Below are 24,802 nucleotides of genomic sequence, written 5' to 3'. Positions count from 1 at the left end.
CTATTCGGCGAGCTGCGGCGACAGTTCACGCGGACGCAGTGTGACCATCGTGATGGCGAGTGCAGCCATTGCCGTCAATGCGACGGTCGCGACCATCGGCAGCGACGTGCCGTTGAAGAACAGGCCGGCGACAGCAATCACCACGCCGCCTGTCAGCATCTGCAGTGTACCGCCGAGCGCGCTGGCGCTGCCGGCGATCGGCCCATGCTCCTCCAAGGACAACACCATAGTCGACGGGATCACGAGACCGAGAAAAGCGAAGGACGTAAACAGCAGCGGGATCAGCACCCAAAGGCTGGTAAAGCCGGCTAGCGTCAGCGCCAGCAGCAACATCGCGAAGAAAGCATAGGCCGCAACGGCGCCCATCACCACGCGCCCCATGCCGAAACGCGCGCCGAGTCGACCCGCAAGCTGAGATACGCCGATAAAGCCGACAGCATTGATCGAGAAGGCCACGCTGTATTCCGCCAGCGTGAGGCCATAGGTCTTGATGTAGACGAAGGACGACATCGACAGGAATGTGAAGAAGCTGGACATGCCGAATCCGCCGATAAAAGTGAGGCCGAGGAAGTGCCAGTCGCGAAACAGCACACCGAAATGACCGAGCACGCTGCGGACATCGCCGCGGATGCGTTCATGCACAGGCCGCGTCTCCGGCAGCATCGTGGCCAGCAGCACTGTAGCGATCAGTGCGGCGACCGTCACGGCAACAAACACCGCGCGCCAGCCGAAAGGCACGATCAGCGCACTGCCACCGAGCGGCGCGAGGATGGGTGAGACCGAGAATACCAGCATCACGAGCGACATGAGCCGCGTCGCCTCGACGCCCGTATGCAGATCGCGAATGATGGCGCGCGGGATCACACCCATGGCCGCAGCGCCAAGGCCCTGAACGAAACGAAACGCGATCAGCCATTCCACGGTCGGCGCCCATGCGCAGCCGACCGAACCCGCAACGAACAGCGCGAGGCCAGCATAGAGCGGCGCCTTGCGACCATAGACGTCCGAGAGCGGACCGTAAGCGATCTGGCACAGACCGAAGGCGATGAAGTAAGAGGTCAGTGTCAGCTGTGTCGCCGACGTGGTGGCACCGAGATCGCTTTCAATATCCGGCAACGCCGGCAGATACATATCGATGGCGAAGGGACCGACGGCACAGAGCAGACCGAGCACGATGGCATTGCGAGCAAACGAAGACATTTCAGCTACTTTTCAGTTCATATGAACCAGTGATGCTTCTCCCCGCATATCGCGGGGAGAAGCCGGACAACATCACTGATCGGGACAGTCCTGCGCCGTGTTGATCATCCAGGGCACACCGAACTTGTCGATGCACATGCCAAAACCCTTTGACCAGAACGTGGCGGCGAACGGCATCTTCGCTATACCGCCATCGACCAGCGCGTTGAACCATTTCTCCCCTTCAGCCGGCGTTTTGGCCTGCAGGCAGACGGAGAATCCCTGCATCTTCTCAAAATAGTCCGGAGGAGAATCCGATGCCATGATGACTTCGCCATCGATGCTGATCTGCGCATGCAGAACCTTTTTTGCCATCGAGGGCGGCATCTGTTCGGCAGCCGGCGAGCCTTCCACATGCATGATGACATCGACCTTGGCGCCGATCGCCTTCTCGTAGAATTTGAAGGCTTCCTCGCAGTTGCCATTGTAATGGAGATAGGGATTGATCTGCATGATCGTTTCCTTCGGGTTTGGTCAACAATCTCGCATCGCCGGGGGGCCATGCCGTGACACTGCCTCAAGGACGAATGGGCACCTCCAGACCCGACATCGCCTGAAGATTTTCGCAAGACGGGGTTCCCGGTGGAGGCTCGGCCTCCGCGGCCCGCTCCACTTTACTGCTTTGCGACGATCTTTTCCTTGCTGTCTTCCATCAGCCGGTCGATATGCTTGCGAATATGATCCGCTTCGGCGGCGGTGTTCGCCAGCGCAATAGCCCGATTGAAACTTTCCCGGGCCTCGTCGTTGCGGCCGAGCTGCAGCAGATAAGCGCCCTGCACACCGAAAAAGTGAAAGTAATTGGCGAGTTTTGTAGCCAATGGCGCAATCATATCGAGCGCTGCCTGTGGCCCCCGCACTTTCGACACTGCCACCGAACGATTAAGCGTGATTACCGGCGACGGCTGCAGGATTTCGAGCGAGCCATACAGCAACTCAATCTGCGCCCAGTCCGTATCCGCGGGCGTCGCAGCGCGCGCATGCAGCGCGGCAATGGCCGCCTGGATCTGATAGGCGCCGGTACGGTGATGGCGCATGGCCTTGTCGATCAGCGCCAGACCTTCGGCGATCATCTTGCCATTCCACAGCGAGCGATCCTGATCTTCCAGCAGGATCACTGCGCCGTTGGCATCGAAGCGCGCGCTCGAACGCGCATATTGCAGTAACATTAATGCTGCAAGGCCCATGATCTCGGGCTCGGCGGGAAACAGCTTGAGCAGCAGGCGAGCAAGACGGATCGCCTCCTCGCAGAGCGGCGCACGCAGACCGGCGCTTTCACCGCCGGCGGAATAGCCCTCGTTGAAAACCAGGTAAAGCATGGCGGCAACAGCGGCGAGCCGTTCACTCCGCTCCGGTGCACCCGGGGCCTCGAACGGAACCTTGTTCTTTGCGATGGCGGATTTGGCGCGGGTAATGCGCTGCTCCATCGCGGCCTCGCTGACAAGAAATGCGCGGGCGATCTGTTTCACCGTGAGGCCGGAAACGATGCGGAGCGCCAATGCGATCTGCTGGGTTGCCGGTAATTGCGGATGGCAGCAAATGAAAAGCAGCCGCAAAATATCGTCGCGATAATGCGAGCCGTCGAGCCGGTCGGCGAGTTCGCTCTCGGCATCGTCGAGATCGGAGATCGCACGATCGTCGTCCGGTAACGGTTGCTGTCGCTTGCTGCGGCGGAGATCGTCGATGGCAGTGTTGCGGCCGACCATGATCAGCCACGCGGCGGCATCGCGCGGTGGGCCGTTTTGCGGCCAGGTCTTGAGCGCGCGAATACATGCGTTCTGAAACGCCTCCTCCGCGGTGTCGAGATCGCGGAAATAGCGCAGCAGTGCACCGAGCGCCTGGGGACGCGCCGTGGTCAGGGCCGCATCGATCCAGGCGACATCGGTCATGACTGAAACGCTCCGTGAAAGACGCCGATCGGACGGATTTCATAGGCGCCGCCAGGATTGGCGCGGCCGAGCTCCTGCGCGATCTCGAGCGCGCCGTCCAGATTCTCCGCCTCGACGACATAAAAGCCGAGCAATTGCTCCTTCGTCTCCGCGAACGGACCATCGAGCACCACCGGAGGATCGTCCTTGCGCAGCGTGGTGGCCGCCGTGGTCGGCAGCAGCCGCGCCACCGGGCCGAGCCGTCCCTGCTGGGCCAGCTTGCCATGTACGACGGCGAGCTTCGCCATCACGGCATCGTCCTCATCTTTTGACCAGCCGCCGACGACGGCTTCATCATGGTAGCAGAGAATGGCGTACAGCATGGGTGCTCCTTGATTGAAAGACGGGTCGCGCAAGACGATGCCGACAGGTTAGCTGAAATTATTGTGACGTGACGCGCAGGCGGGTTCCCGCATCATGCGCGGCAGAGCTGGGTGATGGCTTCATCCACGATGGCGTCGAGTTCGGCCCGCGGAATCCCTGCACGTGCGCGGATCGACGACAGGTTCAGCAAGGCGGATGCCATTTTTGCCAGCACATCGACATTGGCGGTTTCCGGCAATTCGCCGCGTGCAATCGCGGTGCGGAAGCACCAGGCAAAGGCATCGTCGAGTTCCTTGAAGCTTTCAACCATCATCGCCCGGATTTCCGGATCGGCGATGGCATCGGACGCCACCGTCATCACGGCGAAGCAGCCGCGCGGATCGACATCCCCGGTCGTGTAGATATCGAGCGCGGCGGCGTAGAAGCGGCGCAGCCGTTCGCGGATATCGATATCCGCTTTGAACAGCGCGATCACCTCGGCAGTGTAGTCATCGCGATAACGCTGATAGCTCTTGATGTAGAGCGCCCGCTTGTCGCCGAAGGCGCCATACAAGCTCGGCCGGTTCATGCCGGTGACCGTGCTGAGATCGTCCAGCGATGTGGCGGCATAGCCGGTGCGGCGAAACAGATCGAGTGCCTGACCGATGGCCACATCCGGCTCATACGCCCGCGGCCGCCCTCGGCGCTTACCCTCTCCCGCCCCGCTTGCCGCCGCAGGGCTCGGCTTTCTTTTTTGTACCATACCGCAATTAATTCCTTGACCGTCCAATTATTATGCGAGACAGTACAAAAATCAATCGACTGCACCACTGCACTGCACCAGTCAGCAAAGGAAGCACCCATGGATCTGTATTTCTCGCCGATGGCTTGCTCTATGGCCACCCGCATCGCGCTTTATGAGGCAGAAGGAGAAGCCCGCTTCATTGAGGTCGATCCACCGAGCAAGACGCTGCTGCAGGACGGTTCGGATTTCCACGCGATCAATCCGCTCGGCCTGGTGCCCACGCTACGCACCGACGACGGTGTGATCCTCACCGAAAATGCGGCGATCCTCCAGTATGTGGCCGAGCATTTTCCGGACTCCGCGATCGCGGCCGGAACGGGCATGGAGCGCAGCCGACTGCAGCAGTGGCTGTGCTTCATCGGGACCGAACTACACAAGGCGCTGTTCCAGCCACAGCTCTCGAAGAAAACGCCGGCCGAGGCCAAGGCCTATGCGCTGGAGACCGGCCGCTCGCGGCTCGATTATCTCGAGAACCATCTCAAAGGTCGCGAATTCCTGCTGGAGCGCTTCAGTGTTGCAGATGCCTATCTCACCACGGTGCTGAACTGGACCACGGTGATCCCGCAGCTCGATCTCCATCAATGGCCGGCGATCAAGGCCTATCACGGCAGGATGCGCGAACGACCAAGCGTGGTGCGGGCAGTTAGCGAGGAGTTCAAACTGTTCAAGGCCGAGCAAGCACGCCACAAAGCGGCTGCCTAGGGGGCAAACCTGATGGTGCGCCTCCTATACGGCTTCCCTTATTCCGCCAACACACATCGCGCGCGATTGATGCTGTCGATCCTCGATCTCGACTTCGAGGACAAGAGCGTCAATCTTCTGACCAACGAGCAGCGGAGCGACGGCTATCTCGCCGTCAATCCCCTCGGGCAGGTACCCGCGCTGGTGGACGACGGCAAGACGTTGATCGACAGTCACGCGATCCTCGTCTACCTGGCCAAACGCTACAATCCCCGGGACTGGTGGCACGACGATCCCGGCGATCTCGCGCAGGTAATGCAATGGCTGTTTGTCGATGCCAATGAAATTCACAACGGCATCGGCTTGGCGCGAAACCACATCGCGTTTCGCGCGCCTGGAGATCCCACAGGACCGCTCAAGCGCGCGCGTGTTGTACTCGACGTTCTGGAACAGCGCCTCAAAACCCATGAATGGCTGGAACTGAACCGCGCGACGCTCGCCGACATCGCCTGCGCGCCACTGGTTTCCGTTGCCGACGAAGCGTCGATTGATATGACCATCTATCCCGGCATTCAGAGATGGCTCGCCCAGATCAGTCGCATTCCCGGCTACAGCGCGCTTCCAAGAGTCCGCAAGAGGGCGTGACGATGCAGCGACACGATCACTCCACAATTCGCCAAACTGCCTCGTCATGGCCGGGCATGACGGAGCTTTAATTGCGCGGGATGCGCTTCTTGTTGTTACGCCAGCGCGCGCCGACCGATGATCGCAAAACGGAGGCGGCCGGAGATCCAGTCGATGGCCGCCACCGCCACCAGAATCATCAGGATCAGGAACGAGACCTTCTGCCATTCCAGCACGCGGATCTGTTCGGCGAGCTGCAGACCGATGCCACCGGCGCCGACGATGCCGATGATGGTGGCGGAGCGCGTGTTGGATTCGATAAAATACAGCACCTGCCCGGCGATGACAGGCAGTACCTGTGGCATCAGGCCGAAGCGGATTTCATGCAGAGGGCTGCCGCCGGAAGCACGAATGCCCTCAACCTGCTTCTTGTCCGCCCCTTCGATGGCTTCGGAAAACAATTTTCCGAAAGCGCCGAAATCCGACACCGCGATGGCGAGCACGCCAGCGAATGGGCCGAGGCCGACCACGTTGATCCAGACCAGCGCCCAGATCAGCGTATCGATGCCACGGATCGTGTCGAGCGAACGACGCACCGGAAAACGCAGCCACGCTGACGGAATGACATTGCGTGCAGCAAGCAAACTCACTGGCAGTGCCAGCAGTGCAGCCAGCGTGGTGCCGAGTACAGCGATCGACAGCGTCTCGCCCATCGCCTGTAGATAGGCCGGGAGCGACGAGCCCGGATCTGGCGGGATCATCATCATGGTGATCCAACCGAGCTGCTGCAGACCATGCAGCATCCGGCCGGGCGAGAAATCGAGTTCATTGAGACCCAAGATCAGCAGCGCCAACGCCGCGACGAGAATGGTCGGCGCCGCCGCGCGGGATTTCAGCGAGCGATCGAAGACTCCGGGATAGCGACCGCGCAGCTCATCGGTATCGATGTCAGATGGCTTGTTCACGACCGTGCTTCCTTGCCGAAAAGTCGACCACGCAGCCAGCCGGTGGCGATGTCAATGACGAAGACGGTGACGATGATCATCAGCAGGATGGCGCTGACGTCGGAATAGTAAAACTTTCGGACGGCGACCACGAGCTCCTGTCCGATACCGCCGGCACCGACAAAGCCCATAACCGAAGCACCACGCACATTGATCTCGAAACGCAACAGCGTGTAGCTGGCGAACCCCGCGGTCACCTGCGGCAGTACCGCGAAACGCATACAGCTCATCCAGCTTGCGCCCGTGGAGCGAATGCCCTCCACCGGCTTCATATCGATATTCTCGACGATCTCGCCATACAGCTTGCCGAGCGCACCGACGCAATGAATGGCGATGGCGAGCACTCCGGCCATGGGGCCGAGCCCAAAGGCGATGACGAAGATCAGCGCGAAGACGATGTCCGGCACCGTGCGACAGAATTCCATGAAGCGCTTGACGACAAACCGCAGCCAGCGCGACGGCGCGGTGTTTTCGGCAGCGAGGAAATTCAGACAGAAGGCCAGCAACGCGCCAACGACCGTGCCGACATAGCTGATCAATACGGTTTCACCAAGCAGCTTCAGCCACTTGTCCCAGCCCCAGAACCATTCGGCAATATCGTTCCAGACCCGCACGCCGCTATCGAGCGTGAAGATGCGATCGAAATAGCTGAAAAAGTTGCCGATCTTCGCGAGGAATGTTGTGACGTTCACCTCGGCGCCGACGGCTGCCACGAACAGCACGACGGCACAGGTCGCGACCGACAACAGCGTGCGGAGCCGCCGGCGCGACACGGCCTTGCGATAGGCGGCGTTCAACGCAGCGAGCTGCTGACTCGGCAATATGGAGACTGCGGCGGGCATCGATGCGACTTTCGGACGGCAAAGAAAAGGAGCCGGATCATGCCCGACCCGGCTCCCGTCAAGAGTTTGGCCTTACGACGCCTTCTTCTTGCGCAGGGCGTCGACGAACTTGATCAGCTCGATGGTCGCATCCCAATCCTTGGTGGTGGCGGGATGGAAGCCTTTCTTCTGACCGTCCGAGAGCTTGTCAAACGCAGCCTTGTCCTTGATCGGAGCTTCGTCGAACGCCTTGCGGATCGCGGCTTTCAGATCATCGGGTAGGTCCGAACCGTAAGCATAAGGGCCATTGATGATCGCAGCCGACTTATGGATGATGCGGAAGTCGTCCTTCTTCATCGCCGAGCCGTCGGCATTCTTCAGCATGCCCTTGTGGAGCATCTGCTGCAGAGTGGAATCCGCGTCATTGGTCCACTGGTTGGCGGCGATATCGACGGTGCCCTGGGACAGCGCGAGCATCGCGTTTTCGTGGCTGCCCGTGAACACGACTTTGCTGAAGAAAGCGTCGGCGTCGTGGATGCCCATCTTGTCGAGCTCGAAGCGCGGCACGTTATTGCCCGAGGTCGAGTTCGGATCGACGAGACCGAGATTCTTGCCCTTCAGATCTTGCACGGTTTTGTAGGGGCTCGACGCCTTGACGAAGAACACCGAGTAATAGCCGGTCGAACCATCGATATTGATGTCGTTGGCGAAAGCATCAGTCTTCACGCCGGTGAGACGGGCGCGGGCGAACGACGCCGAACCGTAGCTGGCGATATGGATGTTGCCGGCCCGCTGGCCTTCGATGACAGCGGCATAATCGTTGGCGATACGCAGATTGACCTTCACGCCCAGCTCCTTCGAAAGATAGGAGGTGAACGGCGTCCAGCGCTCGGTGACGCCCGAGGCGTTCTCGGCCGGCACGACGGCGAAGGTCAATTCCGGATACTTGGCCTTGTAGTCCTGCGCGGAGGCAGAACCGGCAGCAAAGGCGAGCACGGCGGCGCCGAGCACGATGGAGCGACGATTGATCATGACAATCCCTGCGTGGTCTCTAGAGGTGACGGAGTTTCTTATTGGTAGACGGAACGTCTATCGCCGCGATGACATCGCGCGCCCGAAATACGGGCAGACGTCATCGCGCCAATTCGGTCAGGCGACGGCAGCCGCGCCGTATTCCGGCACACGCGCACCGGCCGGTACATGCACCGGCGCCGATCCCATCACCTCATCGGCTTCGAGATCGTAGAGTTCGCGTGCGATATGTTCGGTAAGCTGGGCAGGCACACCGTCGAACACCACACGACCGGCCGACATGCCGATCAGGCGGTCGCAATAAGCGCGAGCCAAGTCGAGCGAATGCAGGTTGCACATGACGGTGATGCCGAAGTGCTTGTTGATACGCAGCAGCGCATCCATGACGATGCGGGTATTGCGCGGATCGAGCGAGGCAATCGGCTCGTCGGCGAGGATGATGTCGGGCTGCTGGACCAGCGCGCGGGCAATGGCGACGCGCTGCTGCTGACCACCCGAGAGCTGGTCGGCGCGCTGCGAAGCATACTGTGCCATGTCGAACTGTTCGAGTGCAGACATCGCCATCGCGCAATCCTGCTCGGGCCACATCTGGATCAGCGAACGCCATTGCGGCATGCCGGCCAGACGGCCCATCAGAACATTGGTCAGCACATCGAGACGGCCGACGAGGTTGAACTGCTGGAAGATCATCGCCGACCGTGCACGCCACTTGCGCAGCTCACGGCCCTTGAGAGCCGTCACATCGAGGCCATCGAAGATGATGCGGCCGGATGTCGGCTCGGCCAGACGATTGATCATGCGCAGCATTGTCGACTTGCCGGCGCCGGAACGCCCGATCACGCCGACAAAGGAACCCGGCGCAATCGTATAGTTCGCATGATCGACTGCCGCCTTGGCGCCGAAGCGGCACGTCAGGCCTTCGACTGCAAGCATGAGTAACTCCAGCGTTAACAAACATTGCACGCCTATCGTTCGCGGATGACAGCGATGTGACGTCACTGTCACAATGCCCAACCCGCAGCCTTGCAGCCGACGCATGCAAAATTTCATTCACACGTCACCTCGCTGTCACGAAACGGTCTGATGACGTGCCCGCAAGCAGCAAGTCATGGATGTGTCATGGTTGGAAAGATGTTGTCGCTCGATCCCGTCATCGAGCCGAGCGCCAGACTGAAGGACGTAACGTTCGGCCGCTATAACGAAGTAGGCGCGCGCACCGTGCTGCATGAAGTCTCGATGAGCGACTATTCTTATGTGGAGCACGAGTCCCAGATCGCTTACGCGACCATCGGCAAATTCTGCTCGATCGCATCGCTGACCCGGATCAATCCCGGCAATCATCCGATGCAACGCGCGTCGCAATCCCATTTTACATACCGCGCCAGCGCTTATTTCCCCGGTGAGACCGACGACGCGGCGTTCTTCACATGGCGTCGCGAGCACCACTGCACGCTCGGACATGACGTCTGGATCGGCCATGGCGCTGTCGTGCTGCCAGGTCGGCAGGTGGGCACCGGCGCGGTCATCGCCGCGGGCGCCATCGTCACGAAGGATGTCCCGCCCTATACGATCGTCGCAGGCAATCCAGCGCGACCCATCCGCCGCCGCTTCCCCGAAAGAGTGGAACAGGGATTGATGGATCTCGCCTGGTGGGACTGGGACCACGAAACCTTGCGACAGGCGCTGCCGGATTTTCGTGCCTTGTCGGTGGAAGAGTTCTTGAGCAAATATAAGGGCGTCGAAGCGACGCAGCAGATGGACGCGACATGACTGAACTTTCTATCGAAGGCGGACGGACCTTGCTCGGCCGGGAGATCGGCGAAACCACGCTCGCAATCTCGGGCGGCTGCATCGCGGATGTCGGCAACGCTGCCTATGGTGCGCTCGGCATCGACGCACGCGACCTGCTGGTGATGCCGGGTATCGTCGATATCCACGGCGACGCGTTCGAGCGCCAGTTGATGCCGCGCCCCGGCGTCGATTTTCCCGTCGATGTCGCGCTGATCGACAGCGACAGACAGGCCATCGCCAACGGCATCACCACCGTCTTTCACGGCACCACCTGGTCCTGGGAGCCGGGTCTGCGTGGCGCCGAGAACGCCCGTGGCTTGCTGTCGGCAATCGAGACATTGCGCCCACGTCTTGCGGCAGATACCCGCTTTCACCTGCGGCAGGAAACTTTCAATCTTGACGCCGAGGACGAGATCATCGGCTGGATGAAGGATGGCCGCATCGACCTCCTCGCCTTCAACGATCACATGGATCTCACCGGCATTTCCAAGCCGGCGAAGCGCGCAAAGATGATCGAGCGCACCGGCCTCAGCGTTGCAGCTTTTGATCAGCTGGTCGATCGCGTGCTGTCCCGCGCCGATCAGGTGCCAGCCTCGATCAGGCGGCTCGCCGAGGCTGCCAATGCGAACGATGTGGCGACACTATCGCATGATGACAACAGCCCCGCCATGCGCGCCGGATTCCGCGATCTCGGCGTTCGTATTGCGGAATTCCCGATCAACGAGGAAACCGCCATCGCTTCCGCAGAGGCCGGCGACTTTATCGTCTATGGTGCGCCGAATGTGGTGCGCGGGGGCAGCCATACCGGCTGGACCAAGGCTTCCGACATGATCGCCAAGGGCCTGTGCTCGGTGCTGGCGTCGGATTACTATTATCCTGCGCAATTACTGGCAGCCTTCCGCCTTGCCCATGATGGCATTCTCGCCCTGCCGCAGGCCTGGTCGCTGATTTCTGCAGCACCGGCACAGGCCGCCGGCCTCGCCGATCGCGGCGAAATCGCGACCGGCCGCCGCGCGGACATTCTGCTGATCGACGACAGCGTGGCGCTGCGCCCGCGCATCGTTGCAGTCATAGCCGATGGCAAGCTCGCGCATCTCACCGATGCCGGACGACTGCGTCCTGCGACAACCATGCCGCACAAGGCTATTGCCGCCGCGTAACCGGACTCTATGCTGCGGCAATGAGTGAATATCCGAGATATGCGATCTATTTCGCGCCCGACGCCGACCGCGCACTGACCCGGTTCGGCGCCGAAACTTTGGGTTACGACGCCTATAGCGGCCACGAGATCGACCACCCCAAGAACGTCGTCGCCGAGTTTCCCGATTGGACCAGCATCACCGCCGATCCGCGCAAATACGGGTTTCACGGCACTCTGAAAGCTCCCTTCCCGCTTGCCGGAAACAAGAGCGAAAGAGACCTGCTCGCTGCCATCGAAGAGTTTGCCGCGAAGCCACGCGAGATTCCGATCGTCGCGCCTGTTATACGCACCATCAGCGGCTTTATAGCCATTGTACCGGACGAAACCGATGACGATCTGCAATTGCTGGCCGAAGCCTGCGTGCGCGATTTCGACTCGTTTCGTGCTCCGATGAGCGCGGAGGATCGCGCCCGCCGCAAGCCGGACGCGCTGACGCCACGCCAGATCGAGCATCTAGACGCCTGGGGCTATCCCTATGTGTTCGAGGATTTTCGCTTCCACATGACACTGACCAGCCGCCTGACTGAGGAACGCGGCGCGGCGGTGCTTACGCTGCTGCAACACCGCTTCGCCGAACTCGACATTGACGAATTGGCAATCGATAGTATTGCATTGTTCCGGCAGGACAGCGCAACGACACCTTTCCGCATCATCAAACATGTGGCGCTGACTCAGGACTAGGCGCTAGCGCCTACGCCAGACAAGTAACGTGCCCTTTGCGGGCACGTTGGCTTCCAGTCGGATATCGGTTGCTTCCCTCTTGAGCAACTCGAAATGCGGCTCGGCCAGGCGCGTGACATAAGCCTCCGCATGCGCGAAACGGCCCGACGGCAGAATCTCGAAGTCATTCATGGCGTTCTCGATACTGGCCGCAAACAAGCCGCCGGCCGTCATCGCCTGAGCGACCGCGGCCATCAACGCATCAAGCTTGCCGAAATAGATCAGCGTATCTGCAGCGAAGATGAGGTCGAAGGTCGCGGGATGCTTTGCGAGATAGGCAAGCGCTTCGGCATGCGTGAGCGTATCGTAGATTTTCCGGCGCGCGGCCTGTTCGAGCATCCGTGCCGACAGATCGACGCCGCTGAGTTTGTCGACGACCGGCTCGAGATATTCGCCGGCGAGGCCGGTACCGCAACCGAGATCGAGCGCGTGAACGAATGAGGCGTGATGGCGCCGAACCAAGGTCGCCAGGCGCTCCGGCACGCGGTAGCCGAGGACGTTGACCAGCTTGTCGTCAAAACCGTCGGCAAAGGCATCGAAATGCGCCTCGACATAGGCGGGCGGCACGCCACTGATGGGGCGGCCGGCGACCGCATCGTTGAGATGTCGTTGCACCGCATCATCGGGATTCGCCGCGAGCAGCAATTCGCCGAGACTTGCGGCGGCATCGCGATGACCGTACGCACTGAGCAGACCGAATCCGTCGCGGATCACAATGTTGATCGGCTCGGCTTCGATGCCCGCGAGCGCCGGGTAGTTGGTCAGCGCCTCATCGATCTTGCCGGCGATGAACGACGCGTAAGTCCGGGCGCGCGCATGACAGCGCCGACTGTCCCCTTCAAGCGGCATCGCCCTCAAAGCCAGTTCAAATGCTTCGACACTCGCCGAGAAGCGACCGATCAGGTAAAGTGACTTTCCAAGCAGCACATAAGTTGTCCCATCTGCCGCACCGGCAGAGACAACCGCTTGCAGCTCCGCGGCAGCGTCGCCATATCGCGCCGACCTGAAATAGGTAACGCCGAGCCCGAAGCGGGCATCGACGAGACCGCCATCGCACGAAAGCGCCTGCAGAAAGGCACGTTCTGCAGTGACGACATCGCCGGCGGCATCCGCCGCCACAGCGCGACGAAGCCATGTTTGCCCATCTGCTGTGCCATTGGCGGAAAAGTTCACCATCAGAAATCGCCTCAACACCGGGCCGAGAGCCTGGAGACAACGTCTCCACTTCGAATCAAAACCACGCTTTCATCTAGACGTGCAGCGGTTGCGCGGAAAGCCGCATCGATGGCACAGATGCGGTGCTGGCCGCGCGCAATGTTGAACCTGATCCACCCTTCGTTCGACTATAGACGTGCTGTACGCGCATCTTTCCCGAATGCATAGCGACCATCGAAACAGAAATGCATCGCATTTCATGTTTCCCAACATTCGAGAAGCGCAGGGCCACACAATTTCGACGCGTTCAGCCGCGGCGATCAACACAATGTCAGATCGTGTCATCCACCTTTCATCACGCTGACTCAGAGGCGCCCTAAACAGCCACTACACAGGCTGCACACTACGATTATGGAGTGCATCATGACGACCACCCCGACGACACAATCGCATACGCTGCCGTTCGACGCGCAGCGCGTTGCCGTGTTGCGCCAGGCGCTGGACATCGCCGTGGAGCAGATTGCCGCACAGCATCGCACACCAGCCACCAAGGCCATGATGGCACAGATCATCGTCCGCCACGCTGCCGATGGCATCACCGACACCAGCGCGCTGGTGAACCATGCCGTTCAAGCGGGTGCGGCAGGCGCTCCGTAAGCTCACCGTCCTGCAGATGAGCCGTCTCGAACGGTAGTTTCGTGTGGGCTATGTCGAATTTCGCAACGCAAAGGCAGCCATCGCTGCGATTTCGCACCGGCGCCGCCATGTCTTCGCCAAATTGCACCGTGACTTTTTGACCCGAAGTCAACGACTTGGGGTCTTTTTACGTGGTAGCTTTGTGTTTGGGGACATGATGGAGACGGCGATGATCATGTCTGAAAACTATCTCCGCGACCGTGCGGAAGATTGCAGCCGGTTAGCCCGGCAAGAGAGCGACCTCGACATGCGCAGTATGCTGGCAGACCTCGAAATGGATTATCGCGCGAAAGCGGTGCATGCCGCAGCCAAAGGCTGGCGCGATCCTCCGCGTTATTTCGACAACCCGCGCGCATAAATCCAGCGATGGCGGTGATCGCTTTCTGGCGAGAGGCAAGCCTCGTCTGCATGAACGATGATCGCTGGCAGGAACGTGGTTGTCCCGTCAAACCATGTTGGCCTCAGGCATCGTCGCGTGGTGCACAATTGCATGCCACGCGGCGATAGCTAGGCTACTCACCCCAGGCGGCGAATGCGTCGTTGAAGGCACGCTCGCCCGGCGAGCCCTTCTCGATCGCGATGATGGCGCGGCGCTGGTTGGTATAGACCAGCGGGATATCGAACCATGAGCGCTCCTTCAGGAGCTGAAGATTCCGGACGCGATCGCTTTCGACGTTGCTGAGGCCGACCAGGAAGAAGCCATCGGTGACCTTCACCGCGAGACCGGCCAGCGGCGTACCGCGGGCCTGCTCATTGGACTTCATCAGGATGCCCGGGACATTCGCGATGCCGCCTCCGTTGAAATCCTGCGGCAGGACGAAGGTCAGCTCCGCGGTATGACTTGCCGGCAGCGTGGAGTCGTTGTTGCGACGGAACGACATCGTCATCTTGAACTTGCGTTCGGGAATATCGATGTCAGCGCGTACAGCGACGTCGCCGGGACGACCGCCACTGCCCTTGATCTGCTCCGTGCGCCACACCACCGTGCCGACGAACTGCTTGCCCTTCGGCTCGGACGGATCCTCATCATAGAGCACCACGCGTTGCGCCACCGGCGCAACCTGATCCGAGGGCTGACCGACGCGATCGGTGATCTTCGGTCGTGGCGCGAGAGCGCCATCCTTGTTCTCGCTGATCGGAGCCGGCGTGCTGCTGCCACCACCGAGGCCACGCACCATGCCCGAGATCTGCGGCCACACAAGGAAGGCGCCGCCCACAACGATCAAAAGCAGACCGACAACCAGCAGCGTCTTGAACGGAAATCCGCCACTGACGCGCTTCGGCTTCGGCGACTTCTTCTTGCCCTCCTTGACGGGTGCAGGGGCAGCCTCGGCGTCCTCTTGAGCGTAAGGCTGCTGCTCATCGTAGCCGAAGACCGCGCCGCGATCTTCCATGCTCGGCTCGAGCCGGTCGAATTCCGGCGTCGGCGACGGCACGTTCGCATAGGTTTTGCGCGCCGCGCGATTGGCCTGCGCAGCGGCGCGGCCGAGATCGTCGACATCGGCTGTCACGTCACGGAAGCCGCGCATCGCCGCTTCACCACGATCGTCGCGGCCGGGCGGATTGGAGGCAGCCTGATCCGAACGGCGCGGCGGCTGTGCCGGACGGGTGACGCCCGGCTCGCGCGGAATCGGTGGCGGATCGACACGCAAGGTCCGCTGCGGGCGTTCCTCCGGCGTGCGGGAAGATGGTGCCGGCGCGCTCGGTTGGCGACCGCGCGATGCGTCTGTTGGCGGCGTGCCAACCCGCTGGGTGGCGCTGCGGAAGGCGTCGCCGGCACGCGGGCGATTCGCGTCCGCCAAGCGCGACGCATCGCGGGCGCGCTGAGCGGCTTCGGATTCGACCTTGCGGACGGCTTCCTCGAGCGACAGCCGCTCGCGGGTAATCTCGGATTCCGAGAGCGGTGGCTCGACGCTGCGCAGCTGCGCGATCAGCGCGGTACGGGCGCGTTCATAGAGCGCACGTCGCTGCTCGCCGGGGGCACTGGGGTCCAGGCCGGCGATGGCACGGGCAATCAGGGGATAGTAGTCAGCCATCTCGACTCAGTTTCGCGGGGCCCCTCAATTTGAAAGCCATACGGTAATAGTTCGTTAAGCCTCAAATGGATTTTGCACCAGAATGGTGTCTTCACGTTCCGGGCTCGTGGAGAGCAAAGCAATCGGGCAGCCGACCAGTTCCTCGATCCGGCGCACGTATTTGATCGCCTGCGCCGGCAGATCGGCCCAGGACCGCGCATTGGCCGTGGGTTCTTTCCAGCCCTCGATGGTTTCATAGATCGGCTCAATGCGCTGCTGCGCGCCCTCGCCAGCCGGCAGGTAATCGATTTCCTTGCCGTCGAGCTTGTAGCCGACGCAGACCTCGATGGCGTCGAAGCCGTCAAGAATGTCGAGCTTGGTCAGCGCCAGGCCGTTGATGCCGCAAGTACGGACAGTCTGTCGCACCAGCACCGCATCGAACCAGCCGCAGCGGCGCTTGCGCCCGGTGTTGACGCCGAACTCCTTGCCGCGACGGCCGATCTCTTCGCCGATCTCGTTGGTGAGTTCGGTCGGGAACGGACCCTGACCGACGCGCGTAGTGTAGGCCTTGCAGATGCCGAGCACATAGCCGACCGCGCCCGGGCCCATGCCGGTGCCGGTCGCGGCCTGCGCCGCCACGGTGTTGGACGAGGTGACGTAAGGATAGGTACCGTGATCGACATCGAGCAGCGCGCCCTGCGCACCTTCGAACAGGATACGCTTGCCTTCGCGGCGCTTGCTGTCGAGCAGCCGCCACACCGACTCGGCATAGGGCAGCAGCACCGGCGCGAATGCGGTGAGATCCTTGACAATGTCGGCCGACTTGAACTCTTCGAGACCCAGGCCGCGGCGCAGCGCATTGTGATGCGTCAGCAGGCGATCGACCTTGTGCGGCAGGGTCTGCACATCCGCGAGATCCATCAGGCGGATGGCACGGCGACCGACCTTGTCTTCATAAGCAGGGCCGATGCCGCGCTGGGTGGTGCCGATAGCGGTGGCCTTGTTGGCATTCTCCCTGAGCGCATCGAGTTCACGATGTAGCGGCAGGATCAGCGTGACGTTCTCGGCGACGCGCAGATTGTGCGGACCGACATCGACACCCTGACCTTTCAGCTTGGCGACTTCGTCGACGAAAGCCTGCGGATCGAACACCACGCCATTGCCGATGACCGAGAGCTTGGACTCACGGACCACGCCGGACGGCAGCAGCGCCAGCTTGTAGGTCTTGCCGTCGATGACCAGCGTATGGCCGGCATTGTGGCCGCCCTGATAGCGGGCCACGACATCGGCCTGATCCGACAACCAGTCAACGATCTTGCCCTTACCCTCGTCGCCCCATTGGGCGCCGACGACGACAACATTGGCCATGTGGCGCTAGTCCTCTGAAAATCCACGCGTTCAAACGTGATCGCCACGGCAAACGGTCTGCCGTTTGCCGGATCACGCCCAGGCATCCGCCCAAACGCGCCAGAAGACGCTGTCTGCGATGCAAACCGGGAATAAAGGAAGAAGGCGGTGAAAACAAGCGCAAGGACGGGAAAAACGCCCCCGTCAAGCCCGCGCAAACCTTTGATATCCCCTGAAAATCCAGCGCAGTGTGGCGGGAATGGGGCAGGTTCCGGGGGGCAGGATGTCTCGCGGGATAACCCAGCGACCAACCCGGACCATGCGCTACACTGGAAAGAACAACGAGCCGCAAGGCGAAATGATTATCGGAGGAATCCCCGTGGTTGAAATCCAACACATTAATCCACCTGCGCTCGGCGAGCCTCCCGGTTATTCGCAGATTGTCGAAGTACGCGGCGGACGGACGATCTACATTGCCGGGCAGACCTCGCTCGACGCGAACGGAGAATTGGTCGGCAAGAACGATTTTTCCGCGCAAGCCGCTCAGGTTTTCAAGAATTTGTCGATCGCTCTCGACGCCGTTCAATGCACGACCGCCAATTTGGTCAAGCTCAATGTCTACGTGCGCGACATGTCGAACCTTGCCGCCTATCGCGAGGCACGAAACTGCTTTCTCGATCAGACGACGCCGCGCGCCGCACCGGCCGTGACGCTCGTGGAGGTATCGCAGCTCTATGGGCCGGATTTCATGATCGAGATCGATGCAGTTGCCGTTGCATAAATACCGCCTGGATGAGGCGCCGCTCCAACTCGGCGCCCGCCCACTGCAACACACAAAACTCGCATCGCTTCGTTGACGCGGGATAAAAACAAGACGACACAATAAGGAAATGCCATGGCCCGCATCGACTATAGCGATCCCGCAACTGTCAGCGAACGCACGCGCGAGCTGCTCGACAAGAACCGCAACGCCAACATCTTTCGTATGATGGCGCATTCTCCGAGCTATCTCGAGCAGTATTGCCGGCTTGGCGGGGCGATCCGCAACAAGGGGGAGCTCGATCCGGTCATCCGCGAACTGGCGATCACACGCACCGGCATCCTTTGCCAGGCTCCCTATGAGGTCGCCGCGCACAAGCGCATCGGCAGCTATGTCGGCGTCAGCGAAGAACAGAATGCGGCTCTTGACGACTGGGAGAGCGCGAGCTGTTTCGACAACACGCAGCGCGCGGCCCTCGCCTTCACAGACGAGATCGTGAAACTGCATCGTCCAACCGACGCAGCCTTCAACGCTATCGCAGAAAAACTAACGTCCGGTGCTTTGGTCGAACTGCAGCTATCGGTCGGCTTCTACATCATGACCTCGAAATTCCTCGAAACCTTTGCTATCGACATGCAACCGGTCACCGAGGTCGTGTGACCTCTCAACGAGCCTTGCGATGTCCAAGTCCACCCGTGCCACCCAGACCCTGACGAAACTGGGAGCCACCTTTACGCTGCACACTTACGACTATGACCCCGATGCCGAAAGCATCGGGCTGCAGGCGGCGGAAGCGCTCGGTATCGCACCGCAACGCATGCTGAAGACACTGATGGCGGAAGTGGATGGCAAGCCGGTTTGTGTGGTGGTCCCTTCCGACAAGGAAGTGAGCATGAAGAAACTGGCCGCTGCATTCCGTGGCAAATCGGCCAGGATGATGCGGCCGGCAGATGCCGAGCGCATCACCGGATACCATGTGGGCGGCATCAGCCCGTTCGGACAAAAGAAACGCGTGCCGACGGCCATCGAGCAGGCCGCGCTCGCCGAGACCACAGTCTATCTGAATGGCGGCCAGCGCGGCTTGCAGATCGAGATCGCGCCGGACGCCGCGCGTGCCGCGCTGGATGCCGCGAGCGCCGCATTGACGGATTGACGCGCATCACACTCCCGGCATCTCGGCAATGCGCCGCTGCCACGATCGGGAACACCGATATAGACTTCGCATTATCTCCATAGAACCTTCCAAAGGAGCATCCACATGCGCGCCATCCTGGTAGCTACCACCCTCCTCGCCGTCGCTGGCGGCTTCGGCGGCATGGGCGTGACATCGGCCGAGGCCCGCGAATATCCATGGTGCTCGCGCACTTCGGCCTCGGGCTTCAATCCCAGCTGCACGTTCACGTCCTACGCCCAATGCATGGCGACCGTCAGCGGCCAGCGCGGGGACTGCATGCAAAATCCGGTGCTGGCTTTCGGCGAGCAGCGCGAACCGCGCCGGAAGGGGCGGCAGTATCGCGAGCAGCAAAATGACTGGAACGGCGGTTGGAACAATAACGGCTGGAATCCGCGCTGGTGAACGCTCCCGCCTACGAATTTCGCCAATAGGTCCAGGCGGCGATGGCGACCGGCAAGCCGACGCCGAACCAGGAGAAATAGCGGCCGGGATCGCCTGCGAGCAGCGCCGACAGAAGACCAGCAAGCGAGAGCACGCCGATCACGATTGGCACGCCGAAAACGCGCAGCCATTGCGGTCGTTTGGCACGGCGAGCTTGTGAGAACGTCGGATCGTTCATCACGAGGCCTCCGCCACGATCGATGCCTCAGCAACAGCGCGTGGCTGCCGCCCTTGTTTGCGGCGGCGCGCGATATAGAGATAGAGACCGCTGCCGAGCACGATGATCGTGAACACCGTCAGCAACGCCCAGATGATCTTGAGCGGCATGCCGCCGTAATCGCCAAAATGCAGAGGCTGGGAAACCAGCACCGCCTTCAGATAGATCGGCAGGTCGCTGGTGCTGGAAACTGCTCCGGTCTCGCCGTCGAGCAGCACCGGCTTCACCATACGCGATGTCAGCGGCGTATCACCGCGCAGGAAGACTGCAAAGTGATGCGTCGACGTGAATGGCGTCCCCGGGAACGCCACGAAGGCGGGTTCCATGCCGGGCGTCGCTTTCATGGCATTGCCGAGCACGGTGTCGAGCGAAGCCAGCTTCGCCGGCGTGGGCTGGCCGGCATAGGGCGCGGCGATGGCCGTGAGTTCATTGCGCTGCCAGACACCGAGCAGGAGCTCGGCATAAGCATTCAGAACGCCGGTACCGCCCACGACCAGCGCCCAGACGACGGTGATGACCCCCAGCAGATTGTGCCAGTCGAGCCACCAGATCCGGCGCGACTTCTGCTTGCGGATCGCCGCGAAATCCAGCCGCCGGGTGAAGGGCCAGTACAGCACGAGGCCGGACACGATGGCCACCATGAATACAAAGCCCATCAGACCCATGAACCATTTGCCGGGCAGACCGAGATACATATCGGTATGCAACCGCAGCATCACCAGCATCGGTCCGGTGCCGAGCAAGCCGACGGGCCTGGCCGTATAGGCGTCGAAGGCTTTCACCACCGTCGTCTGCGGATCGGAGGTCACCGTCTTGTTGGTGAATGTCGAAACCATCCAGGGCTCGTCCTTGTCCCACCCCATATAGAGCATGACATTGCCGGGATGATCGGCCAGCGCCGCAGCGCTGATGGCGTCAAGGCTGAGCTTGGAAGCACCCGGCGCCCGCGCGTCCATCTTTGGCGAATAGCCAAGCGCATCATCGATTTCGTGGTGAAAGATCAGTGGCAGCCCGGTGAGGCAGAGCAGCAGCAGAAACACCGTGGAGATCAGACTGGTCCAAGTGTGAATCACCGACCAGATGCGGGCCGTACGTGCTTTCAACGGATCGCTCCTTCAATCGACGCCGCCACGCGAGGTCGTCTCCGGCGGTGACGAAAACGACATGAGGCAACCCGATCCAATGCGGCAACAGCGGGATATTCGACACCGGACATCCCACCGTGTCTGCCTGCGTCGGTCAGATTACCACTTGTAGCCGATGCTGCCGGTGATGCGGCGGCGATCGCCATAGAAGCAGGCGAATGCGCTCGAGCAATTTGCGACATAGATTTCATCCGTGACGTTGGCTGCGTTCACGGCAAAACGCCAATTCTGGTAATCGTAGTGTACTGCGAGGTCGGCGAGCACGCGCGACGGCACAACAAGCGTGTTGGCCTGATCGGCGAACGACGCACCGACATAGCGCACGCCACCTCCGAAGCCGAAGCCACGCAGAATGCCATCCTGGAAGGTATAGTCGGCCCAACCAGATGCCAGCTGCCGCGGCGTGTTCGTCGGCACCAACCCTATAAGCGCTGAATTGGCGTCGTAGCTTGTGAAGAGGTTGTAGTTGGTGAACGAACCGACCACCTTGAAGCCAGGCGCCAGATTGGCGACAGCCTCCAATTCGATACCGCGCGACGTCACCTCGCCCGTCTGCAGAGGCAGTAATGGGAAATTCGGGTCGGTCGTCACGACATTCTTGCGCTTCAGGTCGAACAACGCGATGCCGAAATGCCCATCGAATCCGAACGGCTGGTACTTCACACCAATTTCGGTTTGCTCGCCCGTCTCAGGCAGCAGCAGCTGGTTCGCCGAGTTCGTACCGACGATAGGATTGTAACTGGTCGCATAAGACACATAAGGCGCGAGGCCGCTGTCGAAATTGTAGATCAGGCCGACACGGCCGCTGAACTTGCTGTCATCGCGGCTCTGGCTGACAGCACCGAAAGCGGTGTCGTAACGGCTGGCAGCAACCCAATCGTTACGACCACTGAGAACCAATGTGAGACGATCGAGCTTGATCTGGTCCTGGAGATAAACCCCGATCTGGTTTTGCGTCTGCGTACCATCCCGGTAATTGCTGAAACCGGCCGCAGTGCGGATCGGTGCCAGCGGTGTCGCGTAGGATGGATTCACAGCATTGATATTCGGATAGCCGGCAGCCAGCCCCTGCGTATCGCTGATCGTGTAGTGCTTCAGGTCGAGGCCAAACAGAGCCGTATGGCTGAGGACGCCGGTGGTGAACCGATATTCGACCTGGCTGTCGAGATTGGCCTGATCCGCAATGCCGCGGGTAGCGAAGCCGTATCGGAACAGATCCCCCGTGTTGATATTGGCATAGCTGCTGAACGGCGCGGCAAGGCTGCCGATGGTGAGCGCGGCATAGTTTACGTCGACATGTGCGTAACGCGCATTCTGGCGGAAGGTGACGTTGTCAGACAGATTACGCTCGAACTGGTAGCCGAGCATTTCCTGCTCGCGCTTGAAAGAGTCCGTGCTCGGATCACCGCCATAGAAATTCGTCGAGATACGACCGAACGGCGCATTTGTCACTGTGCCAACATAGGGCAGGAAGTTCGCAGGGCGCGTTTCGTTATACGAGGCAGAGCCGAGAATCGTCAGTTTGGTGTCGGCATCTGGCTTCCATGTGACCGACGGAGCGATGAAGTAATTGTTGTTGGGCGTGAAGTCGGTCTGGGTACCGCCATTCTGCACCTGACCGACGAAGCGCGTATAGAGCTCGCCATTGCCCGGCGCCAGCTTGATCGGCGTGTTGATGTCGAAGCCGAAATAGGCGTTGCCGTAATTGTCGACGCCGGTCTCGATATAGCGGATCGGCTCGGCCTGCGGCATCTTGCTGACGACGTTGACCAGGCCACTCGGGCTGGAACCGCCATACAGTATTGCGGATGGTCCGCGCAGAATTTCCACGCGCTCCATGTTGAAGGGCTGTAGTTTCCAGCTTGCATAGGACGTGTAGAAAAGCTGCAACCCGTCCACGAACACGCTGTTGTCGTCGGACTTAAAGCCACGGATTAGGAACCAGTCGTTACGGAAATCCGCGCCGAAGGTGCCGGCCGCGACGCCGGGCGCGTAACGCAGGACTTCGTCGAGCTTGTTGGGCTTCTGATCGCGGATCTGCTCGGCGCCGATCACCGAGATCGCCTGCGGCGTCTCGTTGATCGGCGTATTCGTCTTGGTGCCTGTCGATGAACGATTGGCGACATAGCCCTGAATCGGCCCGCGCGGGCTTTCCACGAACACATTGCTGCGTGGCGGCTGCGCCACCGGGCGCGGCGCGACCGCGGTGCGGGCGGCGCGCGGTGCGCGCTGAACTGTCGCTGTGCGGCGACGCTGAGCTGGCGGGTTCACCACCACGGGCGGCAGGTTCTGTGCGCCGTCCCGGGCGGCGCTCGATTGCGCCATTGCCGAGTCGAAAGGCAGCATGCTGAGCGCACCGGCGGACGACAACAATGCGAGCCGCAACAAACCAATGATATTCAAGTTGATCCCCCATCGTCCCTGCCAACCGCAGCGGTCGCAGATCAGCTGAATCCCGAGCATTGGGGTTAGGCGGCCATGCGTGTATAGGCCAATAGAACCGCTCCAAAATCGTCACAATGGACGAGGCTGTGACCCAAGCGCCGCACTTTGTGGCCGGCGATGTCGCCGCCCAAGACGGGCATTCCCCACAACTGCAATCGCTGCTTTCTGCTTCCTCCCCTCCGCAAGCTCGGATAGGTTGCCGGCAACAATGATGGCCGACAAGGCCGATGTGAGGAGAGGAAGCATATGACCGGACTTCGCGTGTTTTGCAGCGCAACGATTGCCGCGACGCTGATGGGCGCAATCACCATGCCCCCGACCGGCGCAGTGGCGCAAAGCGCGGCCTACCCGAACCGGCCGATCACGTTGGTCTTGCCCTTTGCCGCCGGCAGCGGCACCGACACCACGACACGCCTGATCGCCAAGGAACTCGGCACTGCGCTGAATGTGACGACCGTGATCGACAACAAGGCCGGAGCCAATGGCTCGATCGCCGCCAGCTTTGTCGCCCGCGCGCCGGCCGATGGCTACACGCTGTTCGTGACCACGAACACGACGCATTCCGCCAATCCGTATCTGCTCAAGAACATGAACTACGATCCCATCAAGGATTTCACGCCGATCGCACGCACCGGCGACCTGCCCTTCATGCTGGTGATCAATCCGGAAATTCCGGCCAATTCGGTGGAAGAGCTCATCGCGCTCGCCAAGAAAGATCCCGGCAAATACAGCTACGCCAGCGGCAGCTCGTCCGCGATCGTCTCGGGCGCGACCTTTGCCCGGCTCGCCGGCCTCGACCTGCTGCATGTTCCCTACAAGAGCTCGCCGCCAGCCATGACGGACGTCATCGCCGGCCGCGTCAGCATGATGTTTACGGACGTGCCGACCGGCCTGCCCCATGTGAATGCCAAATCGCTCAAAGCACTGGCGGTGACGACCAAGTATCGCTCCAAGATCATGCCCGACCTGCCGACCATGGACGAAGCCGGCGTCAAAGGTTTCGACGTCACCTCATGGCAAGGTTATCTCGGGCCAGCCAATCTGCCGAAGGACATCGTCGTCAAGCTCAACACCGAAATCCGCAAGATCGTCGAACGTCCCGATATTCAGAAGGAGCTTGCCGGTCGCGGCATGGAAGCGTTCTCCGGCACACCGGAAGAGTTCGATGCCTTCCTCAAGGAGCAACTGGTCGTGTGGAAGAAGCTCATCGAGGAAGCCGGGATCGAGAAACAGTAGCGCGAGTTTTCGCACGATCCGGGCT

General features: G+C 61.1%; 27 protein-coding genes. 12 read left to right on the top strand and 15 right to left on the bottom strand.

Translation table 11 applies throughout. From position 1 onward, the window contains the following. The 5 genes from E0H22_RS07295 to E0H22_RS07275 all read right to left on the bottom strand — a co-directional run bounded on the left by E0H22_RS07295 (position 1) and on the right by E0H22_RS07275 (position 4,230). Complete coding sequence (locus tag E0H22_RS07295) at positions 1-1,200, bottom strand: multidrug effflux MFS transporter (protein WP_233024984.1); 1,200 nt, start codon at positions 1,198-1,200, stop codon at positions 1-3. A gap of 72 nt (positions 1,201-1,272) precedes the next feature. Continuing rightward, the gene (locus E0H22_RS07290; protein ID WP_233024983.1) at positions 1,273-1,692 is read right to left on the bottom strand and encodes a VOC family protein; all 420 of its coding nucleotides are present in this window, start codon (positions 1,690-1,692) and stop codon (positions 1,273-1,275) included. A gap of 161 nt (positions 1,693-1,853) precedes the next feature. Further along, positions 1,854-3,125 carry an RNA polymerase sigma factor gene (locus tag E0H22_RS07285; protein WP_233024982.1) on the bottom strand — a complete coding sequence of 424 codons (1,272 nt, stop codon included), beginning with the start codon at positions 3,123-3,125 and terminating at the stop codon, positions 1,854-1,856. Then, a complete protein-coding gene (locus tag E0H22_RS07280) occupies positions 3,122-3,487 on the bottom strand; it encodes a YciI family protein (protein WP_233024981.1) in 366 nt (121 codons plus the stop codon). Before E0H22_RS07280 ends, E0H22_RS07285 begins: the two co-directional genes overlap by 4 nt. Before the next feature lie 92 nt (positions 3,488-3,579). After that, positions 3,580-4,230, bottom strand: coding sequence for a TetR/AcrR family transcriptional regulator (locus E0H22_RS07275; protein ID WP_233024980.1), 651 nt, complete (start codon positions 4,228-4,230; stop codon positions 3,580-3,582). A gap of 99 nt (positions 4,231-4,329) precedes the next feature. On the opposite strand from E0H22_RS07275, the gene E0H22_RS07270 reads away from it, so the two are divergent. Next, positions 4,330-4,974 (top strand): glutathione binding-like protein, encoded by a 645-nt coding sequence (locus E0H22_RS07270; protein WP_233024979.1) that lies wholly within the window; start codon positions 4,330-4,332, stop codon positions 4,972-4,974. Between the two features lie 69 nt (positions 4,975-5,043). Beyond that, positions 5,044-5,598, top strand: a complete 555-nt coding sequence (locus tag E0H22_RS07265; protein ID WP_233024978.1) for a glutathione S-transferase family protein — start codon at positions 5,044-5,046, stop codon at positions 5,596-5,598. A 95-nt stretch (positions 5,599-5,693) separates the two neighbouring features. On the opposite strand, the gene phnE (E0H22_RS07260) is transcribed toward E0H22_RS07265, so the two are convergent. From phnE (E0H22_RS07260) to phnC, 4 genes are all read right to left on the bottom strand, one after another. Then, on the bottom strand, positions 5,694-6,542 hold the full coding sequence (gene phnE, locus E0H22_RS07260) for a phosphonate ABC transporter, permease protein PhnE (protein WP_233024977.1): 849 nt from the start codon (positions 6,540-6,542) through the stop codon (positions 5,694-5,696). Continuing rightward, positions 6,539-7,423: a phosphonate ABC transporter, permease protein PhnE gene (phnE, locus tag E0H22_RS07255; RefSeq protein WP_233024976.1), complete on the bottom strand. Its 885-nt coding sequence runs from the start codon at positions 7,421-7,423 to the stop codon at positions 6,539-6,541. The genes phnE (E0H22_RS07260) and phnE (E0H22_RS07255) overlap by 4 nt, the downstream gene beginning before the upstream one ends. 72 nt (positions 7,424-7,495) lie before the next feature. Further along, the gene (gene phnD, locus E0H22_RS07250) at positions 7,496-8,434 is read right to left on the bottom strand and encodes a phosphonate ABC transporter substrate-binding protein (protein WP_233024975.1); all 939 of its coding nucleotides are present in this window, start codon (positions 8,432-8,434) and stop codon (positions 7,496-7,498) included. 117 nt (positions 8,435-8,551) lie between these two features. Beyond that, complete coding sequence (gene phnC, locus E0H22_RS07245; protein ID WP_233024974.1) at positions 8,552-9,367, bottom strand: phosphonate ABC transporter ATP-binding protein; 816 nt, start codon at positions 9,365-9,367, stop codon at positions 8,552-8,554. 186 nt (positions 9,368-9,553) lie between these two features. On the opposite strand from phnC, the gene E0H22_RS07240 reads away from it, so the two are divergent. Genes E0H22_RS07240 through E0H22_RS07230 form a run of 3 tightly spaced genes read left to right on the top strand, consistent with a single transcriptional unit; the run spans position 9,554 to position 12,107 of the window. After that, positions 9,554-10,204: an LbetaH domain-containing protein gene (locus E0H22_RS07240; RefSeq protein WP_233024973.1), complete on the top strand. Its 651-nt coding sequence runs from the start codon at positions 9,554-9,556 to the stop codon at positions 10,202-10,204. After that, entirely contained in the window at positions 10,201-11,385 is a 1,185-nt protein-coding gene (locus E0H22_RS07235; protein WP_233024972.1) for an alpha-D-ribose 1-methylphosphonate 5-triphosphate diphosphatase, read from the top strand. The genes E0H22_RS07240 and E0H22_RS07235 overlap by 4 nt, the downstream gene beginning before the upstream one ends. 20 nt (positions 11,386-11,405) lie before the next feature. After that, complete coding sequence (locus E0H22_RS07230; RefSeq protein WP_233024971.1) at positions 11,406-12,107, top strand: DUF1045 domain-containing protein; 702 nt, start codon at positions 11,406-11,408, stop codon at positions 12,105-12,107. 3 nt (positions 12,108-12,110) lie between these two features. Here the strand turns inward: E0H22_RS07230 and E0H22_RS07225 are convergent, their stop codons facing one another. Further along, on the bottom strand, positions 12,111-13,322 hold the full coding sequence (locus E0H22_RS07225; RefSeq protein WP_233024970.1) for a class I SAM-dependent DNA methyltransferase: 1,212 nt from the start codon (positions 13,320-13,322) through the stop codon (positions 12,111-12,113). Positions 13,323-13,724: 402 nt separating this feature from the next. Here E0H22_RS07225 and E0H22_RS07220 point away from each other — a divergent pair, with 402 nt between their 5' ends. Next, a complete protein-coding gene (locus E0H22_RS07220) occupies positions 13,725-13,958 on the top strand; it encodes a hypothetical protein (protein WP_233024969.1) in 234 nt (77 codons plus the stop codon). Between the two features lie 43 nt (positions 13,959-14,001). Continuing rightward, complete coding sequence (locus tag E0H22_RS07215; protein ID WP_233024968.1) at positions 14,002-14,355, top strand: hypothetical protein; 354 nt, start codon at positions 14,002-14,004, stop codon at positions 14,353-14,355. A gap of 154 nt (positions 14,356-14,509) precedes the next feature. Here E0H22_RS07215 and E0H22_RS07210 read toward each other — a convergent pair whose 3' ends face one another. Next, entirely contained in the window at positions 14,510-16,033 is a 1,524-nt protein-coding gene (locus E0H22_RS07210) for a hypothetical protein (protein WP_233024967.1), read from the bottom strand. A 54-nt stretch (positions 16,034-16,087) separates the two neighbouring features. Beyond that, positions 16,088-17,380: an adenylosuccinate synthase gene (locus E0H22_RS07205; protein ID WP_233024966.1), complete on the bottom strand. Its 1,293-nt coding sequence runs from the start codon at positions 17,378-17,380 to the stop codon at positions 16,088-16,090. A gap of 238 nt (positions 17,381-17,618) precedes the next feature. On the opposite strand from E0H22_RS07205, the gene E0H22_RS07200 reads away from it, so the two are divergent. The 4 genes from E0H22_RS07200 to E0H22_RS07185 all read left to right on the top strand — a co-directional run bounded on the left by E0H22_RS07200 (position 17,619) and on the right by E0H22_RS07185 (position 19,695). After that, positions 17,619-18,140 carry a RidA family protein gene (locus tag E0H22_RS07200; RefSeq protein ID WP_233024965.1) on the top strand — a complete coding sequence of 174 codons (522 nt, stop codon included), beginning with the start codon at positions 17,619-17,621 and terminating at the stop codon, positions 18,138-18,140. 114 nt (positions 18,141-18,254) lie between these two features. Next, a complete protein-coding gene (locus E0H22_RS07195; RefSeq protein WP_233024964.1) occupies positions 18,255-18,779 on the top strand; it encodes a carboxymuconolactone decarboxylase family protein in 525 nt (174 codons plus the stop codon). A gap of 19 nt (positions 18,780-18,798) precedes the next feature. Continuing rightward, positions 18,799-19,272 (top strand): Cys-tRNA(Pro) deacylase, encoded by a 474-nt coding sequence (gene ybaK / locus E0H22_RS07190; protein WP_233024963.1) that lies wholly within the window; start codon positions 18,799-18,801, stop codon positions 19,270-19,272. Between the two features lie 105 nt (positions 19,273-19,377). After that, positions 19,378-19,695, top strand: a complete 318-nt coding sequence (locus tag E0H22_RS07185) for a DUF3551 domain-containing protein (RefSeq protein WP_233024962.1) — start codon at positions 19,378-19,380, stop codon at positions 19,693-19,695. Between the two features lie 10 nt (positions 19,696-19,705). On the opposite strand, the gene E0H22_RS07180 is transcribed toward E0H22_RS07185, so the two are convergent. From E0H22_RS07180 to E0H22_RS07170, 3 genes are all read right to left on the bottom strand, one after another. Beyond that, complete coding sequence (locus E0H22_RS07180) at positions 19,706-19,912, bottom strand: hypothetical protein (protein WP_233024961.1); 207 nt, start codon at positions 19,910-19,912, stop codon at positions 19,706-19,708. After that, positions 19,912-21,054, bottom strand: a complete 1,143-nt coding sequence (locus tag E0H22_RS07175; protein WP_233024960.1) for a PepSY-associated TM helix domain-containing protein — start codon at positions 21,052-21,054, stop codon at positions 19,912-19,914. The genes E0H22_RS07180 and E0H22_RS07175 overlap by 1 nt, the downstream gene beginning before the upstream one ends. A gap of 141 nt (positions 21,055-21,195) precedes the next feature. Beyond that, on the bottom strand, positions 21,196-23,442 hold the full coding sequence (locus E0H22_RS07170; protein WP_233026180.1) for a TonB-dependent siderophore receptor: 2,247 nt from the start codon (positions 23,440-23,442) through the stop codon (positions 21,196-21,198). Between the two features lie 393 nt (positions 23,443-23,835). Here E0H22_RS07170 and E0H22_RS07165 point away from each other — a divergent pair, with 393 nt between their 5' ends. After that, positions 23,836-24,777 (top strand): Bug family tripartite tricarboxylate transporter substrate binding protein, encoded by a 942-nt coding sequence (locus tag E0H22_RS07165; protein WP_233026178.1) that lies wholly within the window; start codon positions 23,836-23,838, stop codon positions 24,775-24,777. Positions 24,778-24,802 lie beyond the last annotated feature (25 nt).

This window comes from Rhodopseudomonas boonkerdii, assembly GCF_021184025.1.
In the GTDB taxonomy this organism is placed as follows: Bacteria; Pseudomonadota; Alphaproteobacteria; order Rhizobiales; family Xanthobacteraceae; genus Tardiphaga; species Tardiphaga boonkerdii.
Note: the sequence above shows the minus strand (reverse complement) of the source record. Positions and strands in the feature narration are given on the sequence as shown.